We start from the raw sequence: 17755 nt of genomic DNA, 5'->3' as shown, positions 1-17755 counted from the left end.
TCTTTATTTTTCGACATATTACCGCTGTTCATTTCAGTTTCCTGTTAAGACCTGTGCCTGACAGTCCGGTGCATTCCGGTTAATGCGAACTGTGCCATTTACGCTCCCGTCAGCATGACATAGTCTTGCCCGATGATTCAAGTAAACCAGATAAAGCATCTGATCTGGAATAAAGAGGACATCATGAATTTTACCGCTGCGTCGAAAATTGATCCTGATGCCGTGATACGGGCTGCCGATCAGGCTGCCAGTGACATTAATCTGATCCGTCAGCAAATCGGACAGGTTATTTACGGTCAGGAGCAAGCGGTTGAAAATACGCTGGTCGCATTGCTGGCCGGTGGCCATGCCCTGCTCGTCGGTGTACCGGGACTTGCCAAAACCCGTCTGGTGGAAACGCTGGGTACTGTTCTCGGCCTTGATGAAAAGCGCATCCAGTTTACGCCTGATCTGATGCCGTCCGATATTATCGGTTCTGAAGTCATGGATCAGGACAGCGACGGACGCCGTTCTTTCCGTTATATTAAAGGGCCGGTTTTCGCCCAGCTGCTGATGGCCGATGAGATCAACCGTGCATCGCCGCGCACGCAGTCTGCTTTGTTGCAGGCGATGCAGGAATATCATGTCAGCGTTGCCGGTCAGCGCCATGATCTGCCAAGCCCGTTCCATGTGCTGGCGACCCAGAACCCGCTTGAACAGGAAGGCACCTATCCGCTGCCGGAAGCTCAGCTCGACCGTTTTCTGATGCAGATCGATCTGGATTATCCGGATATTGATGCGGAACGTGCCGTGTTACTCAACACCACCGGCACAATGCAGGCACGACCAGCCAAAGTGATTGAAGCCACGCGCCTGCAGGAAATCCAGCAGCTGATCCGTCAGATGCCGGTGCCGGAAACTGTGCTTGAAGCTATTCTGAAACTGGTTCGCTCAGCCCGTCCTGATGCGGATAATGACCATGCGAAAAACCATATCAGCTGGGGTCCCGGCCCGCGTGCCGGTCAGGCACTGATGCTCTGCACCCGCGCCCGCGCGCTCTATGAAGGACGCCTTGCTCCGTCTGTTGATGATGTGAAAGCCTTGGCAGAACCGGTTCTCCAGCATCGTATGGCTCTCAATTTTGCCGCCCGCGCCGATGGTGTGGGCGTGCGTGATGTGATTGCCAAACTGACACAGGCGCTCAACTGATGACAGCAACCGGTGCCATAACCCGTTCTGAACAGGCCGTTGACCTGCTGGCGCCATCGCGCAGGCAGGCAGCACTGATGCCTGATCTGATTACGCAGGCACGCCATATTGCCGGCTCTGTCATCAATGGCTGGCATGGCAGGCGCAAACGCGGCACCGGCGATAATTTCTGGCAGTTCCGCCCTTATGCGCAGGGCGATATGCTCTCGCGCATTGACTGGCGGCGTTCAGCCCGCGACGACCATACCTATATGCGTGACCGTGAATGGGAAACGGCGCATACAATCTGGCTGTGGTGCGACCCGTCGCCGTCTATGCTGTATCAGTCCCGTTTCAGTCCGGTTTCCAAACAGCATCGCGCATTGGTGCTGACACTGGCGCTCGCCGAACTGTTCAGCCGCTCCGGTGAACGTATTGCCTATCCTGATGTGCTGCCGCCATTGCTCGCCCGCAATGGTGCAGAGCGTTTGGCAACAGCCTTGTTGCAAACCGGTACTTTAGCAGCACAACCTGATCTTCAGCCATTGCAGCGTTTTAATGAACTGGTGCTCATCAGCGATTTTCTGCAGCCTGCCGATATACTCAGCGCGAAGCTTGATCAGATTGCCAGACGCGGTATCCGTGCGCATCTCATCGCCGTTGCCGATCCTGCAGAGGCGGATTTTCCGTTTTCCGGCCGCACAGAATTCAGAGACCCTGTGTCCGGTCAAATTCTTGTCGCCGGTCGTGCGCAGAATTATGCGGAAGATTATCGCAGGCTTTATCAGGCACAGCGCGAATTTCTGCGTGAAACCTGCACCCGTTTTGGCTGGAGTTTTATCACCAGCACCACAGATAAACCTGCAGCACAGGCTCTGACCACACTCCATGGCTTTCTCGGACATCATTCTTCCACCGGCGGAGGCGCCGCGTAAATGCCGCTGATTTTTACTGCCCCGTGGCTGCTTGCCGGTCTACTCACTCTGCCCGTTATCTGGTGGCTGCTGCGTGCAACGCCGCCGAAACCGGCACAGGAACCGTTTCCGCCACTGGCCATTCTGGCAAAAATTGCCCGTCACGATCAGGAAGCCAGCAAAAGCCCGTGGTGGCTGACGCTGCTGCGTCTGGTTCTGGCCGCTCTGGTGATCTTCGCCGTTGCAGGGCCTGTATGGAAACCACAGCCGATCACTTTCACCGGCGCGCAGCCGGTTGTCATCATGATCGACAATGGCTGGGCTTCAGCCCCGCAATGGGCAGCCTATGAAAATCAGGCGCAATGGCTGATCTCCAATGCAGAGAAAAATGATGCTCCGGTCTATCTGATTGCCACTGCCGATCCGCAAAACACAGCAAGCGGGCCTTTCACCGCTGCGCAGGCACTGGAACGCTTGCAGGCACTGGAGCCTCGCGCTGTTCCGGTTGAACGTCTGGCTGCCGCTGAACGTCTTGGCACTGCTCTGAACAATACACCGGAAAGCCGTATTTTTTATCTGAATGACGGACTGGAGACTGCGCAGGATCAGCAAGCCTTTACGGCTCTCGACAAGCTGAAAGCCACAACTATTCAGCTGATTATGCCGGACAGTCAGCAGCTTTTTGCCGTTCAGGGCGTAGCCAATCAGCAAAACGCATTGGTGATTGATCTGTTGCGCCCGTCCAGTGATGTGCAGGCAGCCAAAGTTCAGCTCAGCGCCTATGATAATCAGGGGCGTGTGCTGGCGCAAACACAGGCGGATTTTGCCGACAAAGAAATCAAGGCCGTGGCGCAAATGACCATTCCGGTTGAGTTGCGCAATGATATTGCCATGGTGCGGGCAGATCAGATGCGCCATGCCGCAGCCACATGGCTGCTGGATGAAAATAACCGCCGCCGCCGTGTCGGCCTGCTGGATGCAAGCAATGCCGACAAGGCGCATTCGCTGTTATCGCCATTACATTATATTTCCTCGGCGCTGGCACCTTTTGCTGACCTTATCAACGCCAATGACCGCGACCTGAGCCAGTCAGTTGACCGTCTGCTGGAGCAGAAACCCTCCGTCATTGTTTTGTCGGATATCGGCAGACTGCCGGAAAGCACAGCGGCGAAACTGATGCAATGGGTTGAAAATGGCGGCACATTGTTGCGTTTTGCCGGTCCGCGTCTGGCGGCAGCACAAAGCGATACGGACACCAAGCGCGATCCGCTGCTGCCGGTACAGTTGCGCAGCGGCCAGCGCAATCTTGGCGGCACTTTGTCATGGTCAACGCCGCAGCCCGTTGCACCTGCACCGGAAAACAGCCCGTTCCGCAATATTCAGCTGCCCGATGATGTCACAGTGTTGCGACAGGTTCTGGCAGAGCCGTCACCGGATTTGATGCAAAAAAGCTGGCTCAATCTTGCCGATGGCACACCGCTGATTACCGGTGAAAACCGCGGCGCGGGGCGCTTGGTTCTGTTTCATATCGCGCCGGATATCGGCTGGTCTAATCTGCCACTCTCAGGCGGATTTGTTGATCTTCTGCGCAGGCTTACCGAAACATCCGGCGCACAGGCTGCCAATGCAGCCGGTGAGCAAACAGTGACACTGCCTGCCTATCGCCTGCTGGATGCCGCAGGTAATCTGACAGGCCAGCCCGCAGCTGCGCAGCCGCTGGTGATTGAAAAAGGCAAAACACCGGAAGCATCCCTGCTTAATCCGCCCGGACTTTACGGCACAGAACAGGCTTATAAAGCACTGAACCTGATGAAGAGTGACACAGTTCTGAACCCGCTTACCAAACCGGAAATGACGACCAATCTTGTAATGGTGCCGGCCACCAAGGCACAGACCGTTAATCTGCAAGGCCCGCTCTTTGCGCTGGCCGCAATATTGCTGGCGCTAGATGGTTTGCTGATGCTGTGGATCGGCGGCACTTTCTCGCGGAACAGATCGCGTAATTTCACCGGCAAAGCGTCCGGCACCGTGAAATCCCTGCTTTTCTTGTTCGCTTTATCCGCAAGTCTGACAGCTATGCCCTTCATAGTGCAGCCGGTTCTGGCACAGGAAAAACAGGTCAGAGACGATAGCAAGCCCGACGATCAGGCAAAAATTGACGTGCTGGATGTCACACATCTGGCTTATGTGATTACCGGCGACAAAGCGACAGATGATGTGAGCCGTGTCGGGCTTAGCGGTCTCAATCAGTTTGTTGCAGATAAAACCTCACTGGAACCCGGTGCACCGGTCGGTATTAATCCGGAAAAAGATGAACTCGCTTTCTATCCGATGATCTATTGGCCTGTTGATGAGAAAGCACCTTTTCCGAGTGAAAAAGCGCTGCAGCGCATTGATGCCTATATGCAGCAGGGTGGCACGGTAATTTTTGACACCCGCGATCAACTCTCCGGCGACACAAGCGGGTTGAATGGCACCAGCCCTGCCACGCAGCGGCTGCGTGATATGCTGGATGCAATGAATGTCCCGCCTCTTGCACCCGTTGCCGATAATCATGTGCTGAGCAAAACTTTCTTTCTGATGCCGGATTTTCCCGGACGCTACCGCGGCAGCCCGCTTTGGGCGGAAGCCCCTGCCGATAATCCGGATGCCGCTGACCAGCCCGCCGACAGGCCTGTGCGCAATGGTGATGGTGTGAGCCCGATCCTCATTACCGCCAATGATCTGGCCGGTGCATGGGCGATGGATGAAAACTGGCAACCGCTATATCCGACCGTGCCGAATGATCCGATGCAGCGCATCTATGCACTGCGTGGCGGTGTGAATATGGTTATGTATGTGCTGACCGGTAATTACAAAGCAGATCAGGTGCATGTGCCTGCTTTGCTCGAACGGCTGGGGAACTGATAATGAGCCTGTTTTCCCTGCATTTCGCACCCCTGCTCTCACCGCTTTGGCTCGGACTTTGTCTGGCTCCGCTGGCTCTCATTACTCTGGCTGGCTTGTTCTTACGCAAACGCGGCAGCTGGTTGCGTTTTGGCGGTTTTGCAGCGCTTGCTCTGGCTTTGTTTAATCCGGAGATCACACGTGAGCAGCACGAGCAGCTCAAAACCATTGTCGGCATTGTGGTTGACCGCAGCGCCAGCCAGTCTCAGGGCAACCGCACACAGGATACGGATGCTGCGCTTGAAGCGCTGAAACAAAAGCTCGGCGCACAATCCGATATTGAAACGCGGATTATCGAAGCCGGTTCCGGTACTGAAAACCGCGACAATACCCGATTGTTCACAGCCCTGAATGAAGGCCTGCGCGACGTGCCGCCGTCACGCATCGGCGGTGCGGTTATGATTACCGATGGTCAGGTGCATGATGTGCCTGCCAAAGCAGACGAGCTGAATTTCAAAGCCCCGCTTCATGCGCTGATTACCGGCACCGGCGATGAATTCGACCGCAGTATCCGCTTCATCCGCGTGCCGCGCTTCGGCCTCAGCGGCAAGCCGCAGGAGCTGGTTTTCCGGGTGGAAGATGCCGGAAAAATTCCGGTGGATGCATCACAGTCCAGCGTCACCATCCGTATCAATGGCGAACTGGTCGCCACAGTTCCGGCATCCATAGGTCAGGATGTCAAAACCGAGATCACCCTGCCTCATGCCGGTCGCAATATTGTGGAAATCGCCACAGAACCGTTGAGTGGTGAAGTCACCACCGCCAATAATCAGGCCGTTGCACTGATTGATGCAATCCGCGAAAATCTTCGTGTGCTGCTGGTATCCGGTGAACCGAATAATGGCGAACGCACATGGCGTAACCTGCTAAAATCCGACACCTCTGTCGATCTCGTGCATTTCACCATTCTGCGTCCGCCGGAAAAGCAGGATGACACGCCGATCAATGAATTATCGCTGATTGTCTTTCCGACACGCGAATTATTCGTCGATAAGGTGGAAGATTTCGATCTGATTATTTTCGACCGCTATCAGCACCGAAATGTGCTGCCGCTGCTCTATTATGATTATATCGCCCAATATGTGCAAAATGGCGGCGCCCTGCTGATCGCCGCAGGCCCTGAATATGCAGACAGTATGTCGATTGCACGCACCCCGCTGCTCAGCGTTTTGCCTGCATTGCCAACCGGTGATGTCACGGAAAAAGGCTTCTATCCGCGTCTGACTGAAGCCGGTAAGCGCCATCCTGTCACACGCGGGCTGGAAGGCAGTGAACAGGAACCGCCGCAATGGGGACGCTGGTTCCGCTCGATTGATATTGCCACACCGCAGGGCGAAACCGTCATGCAGGGGCCTGACAACAAGCCGCTGATGGTGCTCGGCCATCAGGGTAAAGGCCGTGTCGGTATGTTGCTGTCCGATCAGGGCTGGCTCTGGGCGCGTGATTTTGAAGGCGGCGGGCCTTATGCATCGCTCTATCGCCGCATGGCACACTGGCTGATGCAGGAACCGGAGCTGGAAGAAGAAGCGCTGACGGCCAAAGGCACTGCCGATCGTCTGGAGATTACCCGCCAGACCATGAGCGACAAGGCCGCTCCGGCCAAAGTCACCACGCCATCCGGCAAAATCATTGAAGTGCCGCTGACGCAATCCGTTGCCGGACAGTTCACAGCGCAATTACCGGCCGATGAACAGGGACTGTATAAGATTGAGAACGGCGATTATTCCGTGCTTGCCCATGTCGGCAATGTGGACACGCCGGAACTGCGCGACAGTATTTCTACAACACAAAAATTGCTACCTGTGGCACAGGCCAGCGGCGGCAATGTTCTGCGCCTGAAAGAAACGGCTGAACAGGCTGCAATCTCCGTGCCGGATGTTTCGCTGATGAACCCGTCGCAAAAACAAAGCCCTGCCACTCTTCTGGGGCTGCGGCCTACTCAGGATACAAGTCTGGTGGCAGTGCATCGCATTCCGCTTTTCACCAGCCTGCTGGCTTTAGCCGCACTGCTGCTTATTCTCGGCGGCACATGGTATCGTGAAGGGCGTTAGAGCATTTCACAGTCAAGTTGAATCAACTTGACGGCAGTGATAATGCGACCGCTCAAGAATCCAGAGCGTATCCCGAAAAGTGTGAAGCGCCTACGCAGGGAAATCAGTTCACTGGACTGATTTCTCGTCCTGCTTCGATCGGAAAAGATACGCGGCAAATAAGGAAATGAAGCGGTTTCAGATCACTGAAACCGCTTTTTACATCAAAGCTGGTTGAGATGCTTAACCTGCCCCGCCAGCTCATTGAGCGCAGGGCCTGACAGAGTTTCAGCTCCCGGCAGAATACAGGCAAGCAGCCGCTCCGGATTAACCGGTGCCGGCATAATCACCTTATTGGCATCCACTTTCACAAAGCCGAAAGCATTATAATAAGGTGCGTCGCCGACAAGCAGGCTCAGCCTGTGCCCTGCTTTTGCTGAGGCTTCCATCGACTGGTTCATCAATATCCGGCCAATGCCGAGGCTTTTCCAGCCATCCCGCACGACCAGCGGCCCCAGCAGCAACGCAGGTGTGGTGCCGATAGCAATCGGTGTCATTCTGATGGAGCCGATCAGTCTGCCGCCATGAAGAGCCACAAAAGACAAATCGCGGTCATGCGCCCCGCCCTCGCGGATACGCGCGGCTGCACGGACAAATCTGCCCGGACCAAAAGCTAGCGCATTGATTTCTTCGATTTCCGCATCGTGGGCGCAGGTTTCCTGCGTGTAAGTCAGTTCAGACTGCAACATGGCACTTCACTATTTCAGAGATTTAGACTTCAGAATTATCGCGTGATTTGTCGCCGCTATGGGGCATAAAAACGCAAACAGGTATCCACCGGTGCCGCGCACCGTTTACAATTTCATCGTCGGATGAACTGCAGACCTGTCAATTCCGTTCTCCTGAAAGGTGAATAGCCGCAAACTGATGCGGTGTGTTTGCTTAACATCATTTTTTTTGATCGTAAAGAGCCGTGCCGGAAAACAGTCCAAACAAAACATCGTCCTGTTTTCAGGACAGCGTGTTTCGTAAAAACAGCCAGATCAGGCGAGACTTTCCCGCATTATGTATTACATTAAGGATCAGAATTCTCTGCCGCTGCCGTTGAGTTATCCGGATTAACGCGGCCAATATAAGGAATATTCTTATGGGTCTCTTAGTTGACGGCAAATGGCACGACCAATGGTATGATACGAAAGCCACAGACGGCCGCTTTGTCCGCTCCGCTTCGCAATTCCGCAACTGGATCACAGCAGATGGCAGCGCAGGCCCCAGCGGCACCGGCGGTTTCAAAGCTGAAGCCGGACGCTATCACCTCTATGTATCGCTGGCCTGTCCGTGGGCGCATCGCACACTGATTTTCCGCGCGCTGAAGAAACTGGAAAATGTCATCAGCGTCTCTGTCGTTGACTATCTGATGGCGGAAGAAGGCTGGACGCTGACCGGCAAAGACGGCGCAACGCCGGATCATCTCTATGGTGCCAAACGCCTCTATGAAATCTATACCCGTGCCGACCCGAACTATTCCGGCCGCGTGACTGTTCCGGTTCTCTGGGACAAACAGCAACAGACCATTGTCTCCAATGAATCCGCTGAAATTATCCGTATGCTCAACACTGCTTTCAATGAATTCGGTGACGCGTCGCTTGATTTCTATCCGGAAGATCTCCGCGCAGAAATTGATGCAATGAATGAGTTCGTCTATCCGAACATCAATAACGGCGTTTACCGAGCAGGCTTTGCCACCTCTCAGGATGCCTATGAGGAAGCCTATAGCAATGTGTTTGATGCTTTGGACAGGATCGAGACCATTCTCGGCAAACAACGCTATCTCACCGGCTCCCGTCTGACTGAAGCGGACTGGCGCCTGTTCACCACACTGATCCGTTTTGATCCGGTCTATGTCGGTCACTTCAAATGTAACAAAGCACGGATTGCCGACTATCCGAATATCTCAAATTATGTGCGTGAGCTTTATCAGGTGCCGGGCGTTGCCGGTACGGTGAATTTCACACATATCAAAAACCACTATTATATGAGCCATAAAACAATCAATCCGACCGGTGTTGTCCCCCTCGGCCCGCAGCTTGATTATGATGCACCGCATGACCGTGCCCGTTTCAGCTAAGCTCGCATATTAAGTGACAGTTTTATCACACCGCATAGCGAACATCCCGCTATGCGGTGTTTTATTATCTGCAATTGATTTCAATCAATGGAAAGCCGCCTGCCCGCTGTCAGTTTGCCTTCATTCTCAGACTTTAAGGAAAACTGACATGGCTATCCTCCCGGCAAATCGTCATATATGTGCTCTTCTTGCTGCAACTGCTCTCACCGCAATCGCTATGCAGCCTGCACTGGCCGCAGATGCGGTTATCGCACCGGTTGAACCGCAGGTATCGGAACCGCTTGCCGTGGCGCTCAGCCCGTGGCAGGTTCGTGTGCGTGCGCTTGGCGTCATCACAGAAAACAAAGGCCATGTGAATGAAGTTCCGGGTTCCGGCCTGAAATATTCCAACACAGTGGTCCCGGAACTCGATATTTCCTACTACTTCACCAATAATATTGCAGCTGAACTGATCCTCGGTACGACCTATGCCAATGTTGACGGTAAAGGCGCGATCGACGGTCTGGATGTCGGTAAAGTCTGGCTGTTGCCACCAACTCTGACCCTGCAATATCACTTCACTGATTTCGGCGCATTCAAGCCATATGTCGGTGCCGGTGTGAATTACAGCATCTTCTACAACCAGAAATCTCATGATGCCGATTATCTGAAAGTTAAAAACACTTTCGGCGGCGCATTACAGGTTGGTTTCGATTATATGATCGACGATCATTGGGGCTTCAACTTCGACGTGAAGAAACTCTATCTGCGTCCTGATTTTGATGTAACCGTTGGCGGCGCACAGATGAGCGGTAAAGCCAAACTTGACCCATGGCTGATCGGTACCGGTATCACCTACCGCTTCTGATATGTGTCATTAAAAAGCCCGCTGAAAAGCGGGCTTTTTTTTGTAATGCGATTTTCTATTCCTCACCGATCAGATCACCCCAGTCAGCGCGTCGCGCCTGTCCGAACAGGTCTTTGTCCCGCTTGGTAATCAGATGTTCTGCAACCTGTCCGTCAGTGCTGCATAATTTAGCAATAACTTTCCCGCCGCCGGTTTTCGGCTGCATCAGCACCCGCTGGCCTGAAAGGGATACCGGTTGACGGCTGACAGCCAGATAGCTGAATTTTTCATCTTCCCAAGGCACATCAGCCTCTTTGGTCAGGCGGTGGATTTTGGAACGCGCCACGCGGCGGGAGAAATGACACCAGTCCGGTGTCTGCACAGCGCAAGCCTGACTATGGGTGCAAGGCGCTGCGATATGCGCGCCCAAAGCCTGCAATTGTGCTCTGGCATCGAGAATGCGCTGCCAACCGGCCGGTGTTCCGGGTTCCACAATCACAAACATACCTTCCGTCAGGTTCCATAATTGCGCAATCAACTGTTGCCGTGCAGGTTCATTCAGTTCATCCAGCACATAGGCCAGTGTCACAAGTTCTGCAGCTTTGGCATCTTTCAGCCCCGTTGTCACATCGGCGGCACGCCATTGCACATCGGCCACCGGCGCATGAGCAGAAAGCTTCTCGCCTACAGCACGGATTGCATTACTGCCTTCCAGAAGAAGCGATGTTTCAATCTCCGTCCAGACGGCAGATGCCGCCCATAATGCTGTTCCGGGTCCTGCACCAATATCCAGATGACTGCGCGGGGCAAAGTCTGGGATGATATCAGCCGCATGTTGCAAAGCAGAGGTCACAGCGGCAAAAGTCGCAGGCAAACGCGCAGCCAGATAGGCATGTGCGGCCAGTTCGTCGGATAGATGCCATTTGCCATCGCGCGTCTCGGCACGGTAACGACGGCTGAGGATGCCGGAAGCCCGCTGCAGATCCGCCAGCGCCACACCCTGCAACTGCGCATCCACAGCCTGTCTCAATGCCGCCGGTAATTCCATAATTCTATCTCACGTAAAAAAACTCTGCCGCGCTTTAACACGCGGCAGAGTGATTTAAAACATATCTGCTCTGATAATCAGCGTTCCAGAACCTGACGGATATCCACCAGATTGGAGCGTACGCGCAGAATGTGGAAACCCATTGTCGTCAGATGGGACGGAGTGAACCATGCATCCTGACGACCATTGGAAACGATGGTTGGCTGCATATCCAGTGCCGAGCGCAATTGCTGTTCCATTGTATCCCACAAACCATCGAGATGTTTCTCAGCCAACACAGCTTTAAAGTCAGAATGCGTTGCGCGGATCAGCCCGTAATAAGCGTAGAGCTGACCATAGGCGAACCAGAACCGGTCATCGGCACGGGTATCAAACCAGCCCGCATGATAATTATCAGAGCGGTCTTTCAGAATGGCAGATGTCGAGCCGAGATCGCTGGCAATACGATCCACATACTGGATCAGATTGTCTGCGCGGGCATCGAAAGTTGCCTCGCATTTTTCAAGACGCGCATTGAAGGCACGCAGCTCTTTAATGGCGGAACGGTAATAGCTCGGTGTCGGCGTTTTCGGACCAAACGGGCTTAAGCCGAAATACCATGTATCTTCACGGAACTGCATATTACCGCGGGCTTTTTGCAGATCATTATCAATCTGCGAGGTACCGCGCAGGCGGCCGAGAGAATCTACCAGTTCAATCGTTGTGCGGCGTACAGCCGAATGCACGCCGCGCTGGAACGAGGCTTTATTATCCAGAAACGGTGTCCGGTCCCAATCCAGCCCGAAGAAACCTGTTTTATAGAACAGCATGGAAGAGACCCATGCATTCTGGTTCACATTGAAATCGGTCAGTTCAGCGGTCACTTCAGCCAGAGCCGATGGTGCACAAACCCGCGCCCCTGCTGGTTGCGATAAAGCCATTTGCGGCGCAGGTTGCTGGCTGGCTGGCTCAGTCGAAGGCGCTGCATTATTTGTCGTGCTATCATTATTCCCAGTGGCACCTTCCGCTGGCAGTGCCGTCGGATCAGCAGGCGATGTGCTTTCTGCCGATGATGGTGATGGGGCTGTCGGCGATGTAAGCGCTTTTGACGGCTCGACAATTTCACCGGGCGTAACAGCACTTTGATAGGCATATTTTGCCGGATAATCCGGATCAAAATTCGTCCAGACCTGTGTCTGCACTACGAAATAACCATACAGGCCCGCCCAACCGATAACGGCTATGGCGATAAGGGTTTTCCACAAGACGCTGAGGCTCTGATAAACGCGCCACAACGCGCCGAAAGGCACTGCGATCAGCCGCACAAGTGCTGTAATCATACGCCCTATAAAAGCAAAGATATTTCCGATGACCGTCACGATCTTGTCCTTTGTGTCAGCTCTTGCCCCACGTCCTGAACAGAACGCAGCCCGAAAGGTATTTTTCCTGTAAACCCTTGCATAGTTTCAAAGAAATACGCAACAGCGCCGGATTTTTTAAACAGCAATCATTCAATCCGGTACAACCTGCTCAGCACGTCTTACCTGAAACAGGCACAAGCGGCACCAGTATGTCCGGCACCGGCGTCTTACAGAGAAACCCGGCGCTTTACAGAGAAACGATGTCATTACGACTTTGATATAAACCGCAACAGCGCAGGTTCAACCGGTGAGTCTGAATTTAATTTTCAGCTTTAGCCTTGAAATTACTGCATATTATTTTTAGCCTGCCTCATTCCGACGTTAATTGTCGTGTTTGCGGATTCCTGGATCACAAAACTGCTTGAAGACTCCGGACTTTGATGCTTGTTTAGATTTGGGACCGGGACATGTCGCGCAAAACAGTGCTGCGGTTTTCTGATCAAACTGCATAAAAACAAACAACAGAGCAGTTTCGGGGAAGCGGAAATGCTCTGCTATAAATAAATATAATCCCGTCGATGGAGAGATTCATGCGTTTTCTGCCAGTGAAACATCTGTACCCTGCCAACCTGTCCTTCGCTAAAAGCCGCAAATCCGTGCTGGCACTCACCTGTGCCGCATTAATGGCGGGCAGTGCCGGCAGTGCATGGGCGGCAGAACCTGAAGCCTGTTCCACAATCCGCTTCTCTGATGTCGGCTGGACAGATATTACCTCGACCACAGCCGTTGCCACAGAAATTCTCAAAGGTCTTGGCTATAAAACAGACATTAAAATTCTGTCTGTGCCGGTGACCTATGCTTCGCTCAGCAAAAAAGATATCGACGTGTTCCTCGGTTTCTGGAACCCGTCCATGGCTGCTGATCTCCAGCCATATCTTGATGACAAGACCGTCATCACCCTGCGCACCAATCTGACCGGCGCGAAATACACATTGGCAGTGCCTGCTTTCGCCTATGATGAAGGTCTGAAAAGCTTTGCCGATATTGCCAAATTCAAAGATCAGCTCGGCAATAAAATTTACGGTATTGAACCGGGCAATGACGGCAACCGCCTGATCCTCGACATGATTTCCAAAGGTGCTTTTGATCTGAAGGGCTTTGAACTGGCGGAGTCTTCCGAACAGGGTATGCTGGCGCAGGTTGCCAAAGATATTAAAGCCAAGAAACCGGTCGTGTTCCTCGGCTGGGAACCGCATCCGATGAATTCCCGTTTTGAAATGCGTTATCTGGAGGGCGGCGACGACTTTTTCGGCCCTAATCTCGGTGGCGCGAAGGTCGAAACCAATGTCTGGAACGGCTATACAGAACAATGCCCGAATGTCGGAAAGTTCCTGACCAATCTTGAATTCACCCTTGAAATGGAAAACCAGATCATGGGTAAAATTCTGGATGATGGTGAAGATCCGGCCAAAGCGGCAACGGCATGGATCAAAGCCAATCCGGATGCGCTGAATGCATGGCTGAAAGACGTTACCACTTTGGACGGCAAAGACGGCCTTGCAGCTGTCAAACAAACTTTCGGTCTCTGACCGCACACAGACAATCTGCTGCCGGTATCACACCGGCAGCAGATTTACCGTACGACTATTCATGGTTTTCACAAACCAAACCCGATTGAAAAATAGACTGACAGGAAAACGGGGACCTGACTTTTGGACTGGCTGACATCACAAAAAATTCCCGTCGGGCGTACAGCGAAGAATGTTGTCACCTGGTTAACTGAAAATCTGAGCTGGCTGTTTGATGGTATTGCCGCCATTATGCAGACATTGATTGACGGCTTACTGGCCGCACTCAAATTTCCGCATCCCTTTATTCTGATTGCCATTTTTGCCGCGATCGCATGGGGGCTGCAAAGAAAAATCTCGACTGTCATTCTGACGATTATCGGATTTTTATTCATCCTCAATCAGGGCTATTGGGATCAGACGCTGGAAACCCTGACGCTGGTTCTGTCGGCCTGTTTCATCTGTATGGCGCTTGGCGTACCATTAGGCATCGCAACGGCACACCGGCCAAAGCTTTATGCGGTGGTGCGCCCGATCCTTGATCTGATGCAGACATTGCCGACCTTTGTTTATCTCATTCCGGCGATTGTGTTTTTTGGCATTGGTATGGTGCCGGGTCTGCTGGCAACAGCCATTTTTGTGCTGCCCGCGCCTGTCCGCCTCACCCATCTCGGTATTTCCTCAACGCCGGAACATTTAAGAGAAGCCGGAGAGGCTTTCGGCGCTTCGCGCCGCCAGTTGCTCTGGAAGATTGAACTGCCCTATGCCATGCCACAAATTCTGGCTGGTCTCACCCAGACCATCATGCTGTCTTTGTCTATGGTGGTGATTGCAGCGCTTGTCGGTGCGAATGGTCTTGGCGTGCCGGTTGTGCGTGCTCTTAACTCGGTCAATACCGCGCTCGGTTTTGAAGCGGGACTGGTGATTGTGGTTGTCGCCATCATCCTCGACCGCATTTTCCGTCCGGGCAGGGAAAAATAATCATGGCCTCTATCAGTCTTCAGAATATCAGTATTGTTTTCGGCAATAAAACGGACAAGGCACTGGATCTTGCCGATCAGGGCTTTACCCGCTCAGAAATTCAGGCAGAAACCGGCCATATTCTCGGCGTGCATAATTGCTCGCTCGATATCCGCGAGGGTGAGCTGCTCGTCCTGATGGGATTGTCCGGCTCCGGAAAATCCACGCTTTTACGCGCGATTAATCGCCTGAACCCGATCAGCCGCGGTTGCGTCACGGTCTATAATCAGGGTGACGAAATCAATGTAACCGCAGCCGGTACTGCACAATTGCGCGCTCTGCGCACCCATGTGGTGTCCATGGTGTTTCAGCAATTCGGTCTGCTGCCATGGCGCACAGTCGAGGACAATGTCGGCTTCGGTCTTGAAATTGCGGGCTTAAGCAAACAGGCACGCAAAGAAGCGGTACAGAACCAGCTGGAACTGGTCGGATTGCAGGATTGGGCTAAGCGCAAGGTCGGTGAATTATCCGGCGGCATGCAGCAGCGTGTCGGTCTTGCCCGTGCCTTTGCAACCGGCGCACCGATCCTGCTGATGGATGAGCCATTCTCCGCGCTTGATCCGTTGATCCGCGCGCGCTTACAGGATGAGTTGCTGCATTTACAGGATCATCTGAAAAAAACCATTGTCTTTGTCAGCCATGATCTGGATGAGGCAATGAAACTCGGTAACCGCATTGCTATCATGGAAGGCGGCCGTATTATTCAATGCGGCAGCGGACAGGATATTTTGCTTAATCCGGCCAATGATTATGTGGCGGATTTTGTGGCCAATATGAACCCTCTGGGTGTGTTGCTCGCCGCTGATATCATGTCCCCGCTTGACCGCAGTGCGCCGCCCCGCCCTTTTGCAGCAACAGCAAAACCGGAAACCGCAATTCAGGATATTATGCAGGCGATGGTGCGCAATAATGGCGATGTCGGTGTTGTGCATAATGGTGCGATTGTCGGCAAAATCTCGGCTGATGATGTTGTGCGCAGCCTCACCCGCCACCGAAGATAATTTAAAACCTGCAAACAAAAACGCCGCGCTGATCTTATCAGCGCGGCGTTTTTGTTATCACTGTAATCGCGGTTTAGGCTGCTGAACGTTTTTTCGCACGTTCAGTCACACGCTGACGAATGCTTTCGATATCCGAACGCGGAGTGGCCCCGAACAGCTTCTTCGTATAGTCATGACGCGGATGATTAAACACCTCGTCACGTGTGCCATATTCAACAACCTCACCGTAATACATCACCATCACCTCATCGGCGATATAGCGTACCACAGACAAATCATGGCTGATGAAAACATAGGTCAGTTCAAACTCTTCCTGCAGATCCGCAAGAAGATTAAGCACCTGCGCCTGCACCGAGAGATCGAGTGCCGAGACCGGCTCATCCAGCACCAGAAGACGCGGGCTGAGCATCAATGCACGGGCAATCGCAATACGCTGACGCTGACCGCCGGAGAACATATGCGGATAGCGATTGAAGTGCTCGCGGCCAAGACCGACCTTGAGCAGCATCTGCATCGCTTTTTCCTGACGCTCTTCCGCTGTCATATTGGTATTCAGCAGCAGAGGTTCCGCCAGCACATCACCGATTTTCTGACGCGGATTGAGCGAGCCATACGGGTTCTGAAACACGATCTGCACACGCTGGCGCATTTCGCGAGTCAGACCATCGGTGGCAATATTCACCGGATGACCGTCAATCAGCAACTCGCCGGATGTCTGCGGGTCAATCAAAGTCAGGATGCGGGCAAGTGTTGACTTGCCGCAACCGCTTTCACCGACAATAGCCAGTGTCTTGCCCTTCTCGACCGAGAAGCTGACATTTTTCACCGCATGCACAGTTTTCGCCTTGGAAAACAAACCGCCGCCAGTGTGATAATCCCGCACAATATTACGGGCTTCAAGAACGATCTCACTCATTGGGCAGCTCCTGACGATGCGGCATTCTGCAAGACAAAATCCGAAACCGTTGGCAGACGGTCACCGGTTGCATTTTCCGGCAGGGCTGAAAGCAGTGCTTTTGTATAAGGGTTCTGCGGATTCTCAAACAATGAGAGCACATCCGCATCTTCCATCTTATGACCTTTATACTGCACGATAACGCGGTCTGCGGTTTCTGCCACAACGCCCATATCATGCGTAATCATAATCAGGCCCATACCGTGCTCTTCCTGCAAACGCATCAAGAGATCAAGGATCTGCTTCTGAATGGTCACATCAAGCGCAGTTGTCGGTTCATCCGCGATCAGCAATTTCGGATTACAGGCAATCGCAATGGCAATCATCACGCGCTGGCACTGACCACCGGACATCTGATGCGGATAGCTGCCCAGCCGCTCAGAGGCATCACGGATGCCCACCAGTTCCAGAAGCTCGATCGCACGGCTACGGCGCTGTGCTTTACCCATATTCAGGTGAAAGCGCAGAACTTCCTCAAGTTGGAAGCCAACGGTAAAGCACGGGTTGAGACTGGCAATCGGCTCCTGAAAAATCATGGAGATTTCACGACCGATAATCGCGCGGCGTTCTTTATCGCTCATATTGAGCAGATCACGGCCGTCAAACAGCATCTTGTCCGCGGTGACTGTAGCAGTCTTCGGCAACAATCCCATCACCGCCAGCATACCAACGGATTTACCCGAACCGGATTCACCAACGATAGCCAGAACCTCACCGGCATCGACAGAAATATCGATGCCGTCTACGGCTTTGAAAGCACCTGTTGACGTATCAAAGGCAACTGTCAGGTTTTTGATTTCTAAAAGAGCCAT

At 53.2% G+C, this 17755-nt stretch carries 14 protein-coding genes; 9 read left to right on the top strand and 5 right to left on the bottom strand.

What is annotated here, in order from left to right:
- The first annotated feature begins 183 nt into the window (after positions 1 to 183).
- From JNC80_RS05045 to JNC80_RS05030, 4 genes are read left to right on the top strand one after another with little or no spacing between them, the layout of a single operon-like run.
- A complete protein-coding gene (locus tag JNC80_RS05045; RefSeq protein WP_075656366.1) occupies positions 184 to 1188 on the top strand; it encodes an AAA family ATPase in 1005 nt (334 codons plus the stop codon).
- Positions 1188 to 2102: a DUF58 domain-containing protein gene (locus tag JNC80_RS05040; RefSeq protein WP_376709700.1), complete on the top strand. Its 915-nt coding sequence runs from the start codon at positions 1188 to 1190 to the stop codon at positions 2100 to 2102. Before JNC80_RS05045 ends, JNC80_RS05040 begins: the two co-directional genes overlap by 1 nt.
- Positions 2103 to 4988, top strand: a complete 2886-nt coding sequence (locus JNC80_RS05035) for a DUF4159 domain-containing protein (RefSeq protein WP_376709699.1) — start codon at positions 2103 to 2105, stop codon at positions 4986 to 4988.
- Between the two features lie 2 nt (positions 4989 to 4990).
- A complete protein-coding gene (locus JNC80_RS05030; protein ID WP_376709698.1) occupies positions 4991 to 7078 on the top strand; it encodes a glutamine amidotransferase in 2088 nt (695 codons plus the stop codon).
- 203 nt (positions 7079 to 7281) lie between these two features.
- Here the strand turns inward: JNC80_RS05030 and JNC80_RS05025 are convergent, their stop codons facing one another.
- Entirely contained in the window at positions 7282 to 7806 is a 525-nt protein-coding gene (locus JNC80_RS05025) for a GNAT family N-acetyltransferase (protein ID WP_376709697.1), read from the bottom strand.
- Positions 7807 to 8204: 398 nt separating this feature from the next.
- Here JNC80_RS05025 and JNC80_RS05020 point away from each other — a divergent pair, with 398 nt between their 5' ends.
- On the top strand, positions 8205 to 9185 hold the full coding sequence (locus tag JNC80_RS05020) for a glutathione S-transferase family protein (RefSeq protein ID WP_220160046.1): 981 nt from the start codon (positions 8205 to 8207) through the stop codon (positions 9183 to 9185).
- Between the two features lie 148 nt (positions 9186 to 9333).
- A complete protein-coding gene (locus JNC80_RS05015; protein ID WP_376709696.1) occupies positions 9334 to 10032 on the top strand; it encodes an OmpW/AlkL family protein in 699 nt (232 codons plus the stop codon).
- Between the two features lie 55 nt (positions 10033 to 10087).
- Here the strand turns inward: JNC80_RS05015 and JNC80_RS05010 are convergent, their stop codons facing one another.
- The gene (locus JNC80_RS05010; protein WP_376709695.1) at positions 10088 to 11059 is read right to left on the bottom strand and encodes a small ribosomal subunit Rsm22 family protein; all 972 of its coding nucleotides are present in this window, start codon (positions 11057 to 11059) and stop codon (positions 10088 to 10090) included.
- 77 nt (positions 11060 to 11136) lie between these two features.
- Positions 11137 to 12378 carry a DUF2333 family protein gene (locus tag JNC80_RS05005; protein ID WP_376709884.1) on the bottom strand — a complete coding sequence of 414 codons (1242 nt, stop codon included), beginning with the start codon at positions 12376 to 12378 and terminating at the stop codon, positions 11137 to 11139.
- A gap of 704 nt (positions 12379 to 13082) precedes the next feature.
- Here JNC80_RS05005 and JNC80_RS05000 point away from each other — a divergent pair.
- The 3 genes from JNC80_RS05000 to choV all read left to right on the top strand — a co-directional run bounded on the left by JNC80_RS05000 (position 13083) and on the right by choV (position 15988).
- Complete coding sequence (locus tag JNC80_RS05000; RefSeq protein WP_376709883.1) at positions 13083 to 13988, top strand: choline ABC transporter substrate-binding protein; 906 nt, start codon at positions 13083 to 13085, stop codon at positions 13986 to 13988.
- A gap of 123 nt (positions 13989 to 14111) precedes the next feature.
- Positions 14112 to 14948, top strand: coding sequence for a choline ABC transporter permease subunit (gene choW / locus JNC80_RS04995; protein ID WP_022710101.1), 837 nt, complete (start codon positions 14112 to 14114; stop codon positions 14946 to 14948).
- Positions 14949 to 14950: 2 nt separating this feature from the next.
- Positions 14951 to 15988 (top strand): choline ABC transporter ATP-binding protein, encoded by a 1038-nt coding sequence (choV, locus tag JNC80_RS04990; RefSeq protein WP_220160049.1) that lies wholly within the window; start codon positions 14951 to 14953, stop codon positions 15986 to 15988.
- A 73-nt stretch (positions 15989 to 16061) separates the two neighbouring features.
- On the opposite strand, the gene JNC80_RS04985 is transcribed toward choV, so the two are convergent.
- Together JNC80_RS04985 and JNC80_RS04980 are read right to left on the bottom strand one after the other, a co-directional pair.
- Positions 16062 to 16904: a dipeptide ABC transporter ATP-binding protein gene (locus JNC80_RS04985; RefSeq protein WP_022710099.1), complete on the bottom strand. Its 843-nt coding sequence runs from the start codon at positions 16902 to 16904 to the stop codon at positions 16062 to 16064.
- Positions 16901 to 17755: an ABC transporter ATP-binding protein gene (locus JNC80_RS04980; RefSeq protein ID WP_022710098.1), complete on the bottom strand. Its 855-nt coding sequence runs from the start codon at positions 17753 to 17755 to the stop codon at positions 16901 to 16903. Before JNC80_RS04980 ends, JNC80_RS04985 begins: the two co-directional genes overlap by 4 nt.

This window comes from Pseudochrobactrum lubricantis (assembly GCF_041929865.1).
Taxonomy (GTDB): Bacteria; Pseudomonadota; Alphaproteobacteria; order Rhizobiales; family Rhizobiaceae; genus Pseudochrobactrum; species Pseudochrobactrum saccharolyticum.
Note: the sequence above shows the minus strand (reverse complement) of the source record. Positions and strands in the feature narration are given on the sequence as shown.

What these genes read in the sequence shown, in the direction of transcription:
- choV (WP_220160049.1), top strand. Translation starts at nt 14,951, where the DNA reads ATGGCCTCTATCAGTCTTCAGAATATCAGTATTGTTTTCGGCAATAAA.
- JNC80_RS05015 (WP_376709696.1), top strand. Translation starts at nt 9,334, where the DNA reads ATGGCTATCCTCCCGGCAAATCGTCATATATGTGCTCTTCTTGCTGCA.
- JNC80_RS05020 (WP_220160046.1), top strand. Translation starts at nt 8,205, where the DNA reads ATGGGTCTCTTAGTTGACGGCAAATGGCACGACCAATGGTATGATACG.
- JNC80_RS05005 (WP_376709884.1), bottom strand. Translation starts at nt 12,378, where the DNA reads ATGATTACAGCACTTGTGCGGCTGATCGCAGTGCCTTTCGGCGCGTTG.
- JNC80_RS05000 (WP_376709883.1), top strand. Translation starts at nt 13,083, where the DNA reads ATGGCGGGCAGTGCCGGCAGTGCATGGGCGGCAGAACCTGAAGCCTGT.
- JNC80_RS05025 (WP_376709697.1), bottom strand. Translation starts at nt 7,806, where the DNA reads ATGTTGCAGTCTGAACTGACTTACACGCAGGAAACCTGCGCCCACGAT.
- JNC80_RS04985 (WP_022710099.1), bottom strand. Translation starts at nt 16,904, where the DNA reads ATGAGTGAGATCGTTCTTGAAGCCCGTAATATTGTGCGGGATTATCAC.
- JNC80_RS04980 (WP_022710098.1), bottom strand. Translation starts at nt 17,755, where the DNA reads ATGGCTCTTTTAGAAATCAAAAACCTGACAGTTGCCTTTGATACGTCA.
- JNC80_RS05010 (WP_376709695.1), bottom strand. Translation starts at nt 11,059, where the DNA reads ATGGAATTACCGGCGGCATTGAGACAGGCTGTGGATGCGCAGTTGCAG.
- JNC80_RS05030 (WP_376709698.1), top strand. Translation starts at nt 4,991, where the DNA reads ATGAGCCTGTTTTCCCTGCATTTCGCACCCCTGCTCTCACCGCTTTGG.
- JNC80_RS05045 (WP_075656366.1), top strand. Translation starts at nt 184, where the DNA reads ATGAATTTTACCGCTGCGTCGAAAATTGATCCTGATGCCGTGATACGG.
- JNC80_RS05040 (WP_376709700.1), top strand. Translation starts at nt 1,188, where the DNA reads ATGACAGCAACCGGTGCCATAACCCGTTCTGAACAGGCCGTTGACCTG.
- JNC80_RS05035 (WP_376709699.1), top strand. Translation starts at nt 2,103, where the DNA reads ATGCCGCTGATTTTTACTGCCCCGTGGCTGCTTGCCGGTCTACTCACT.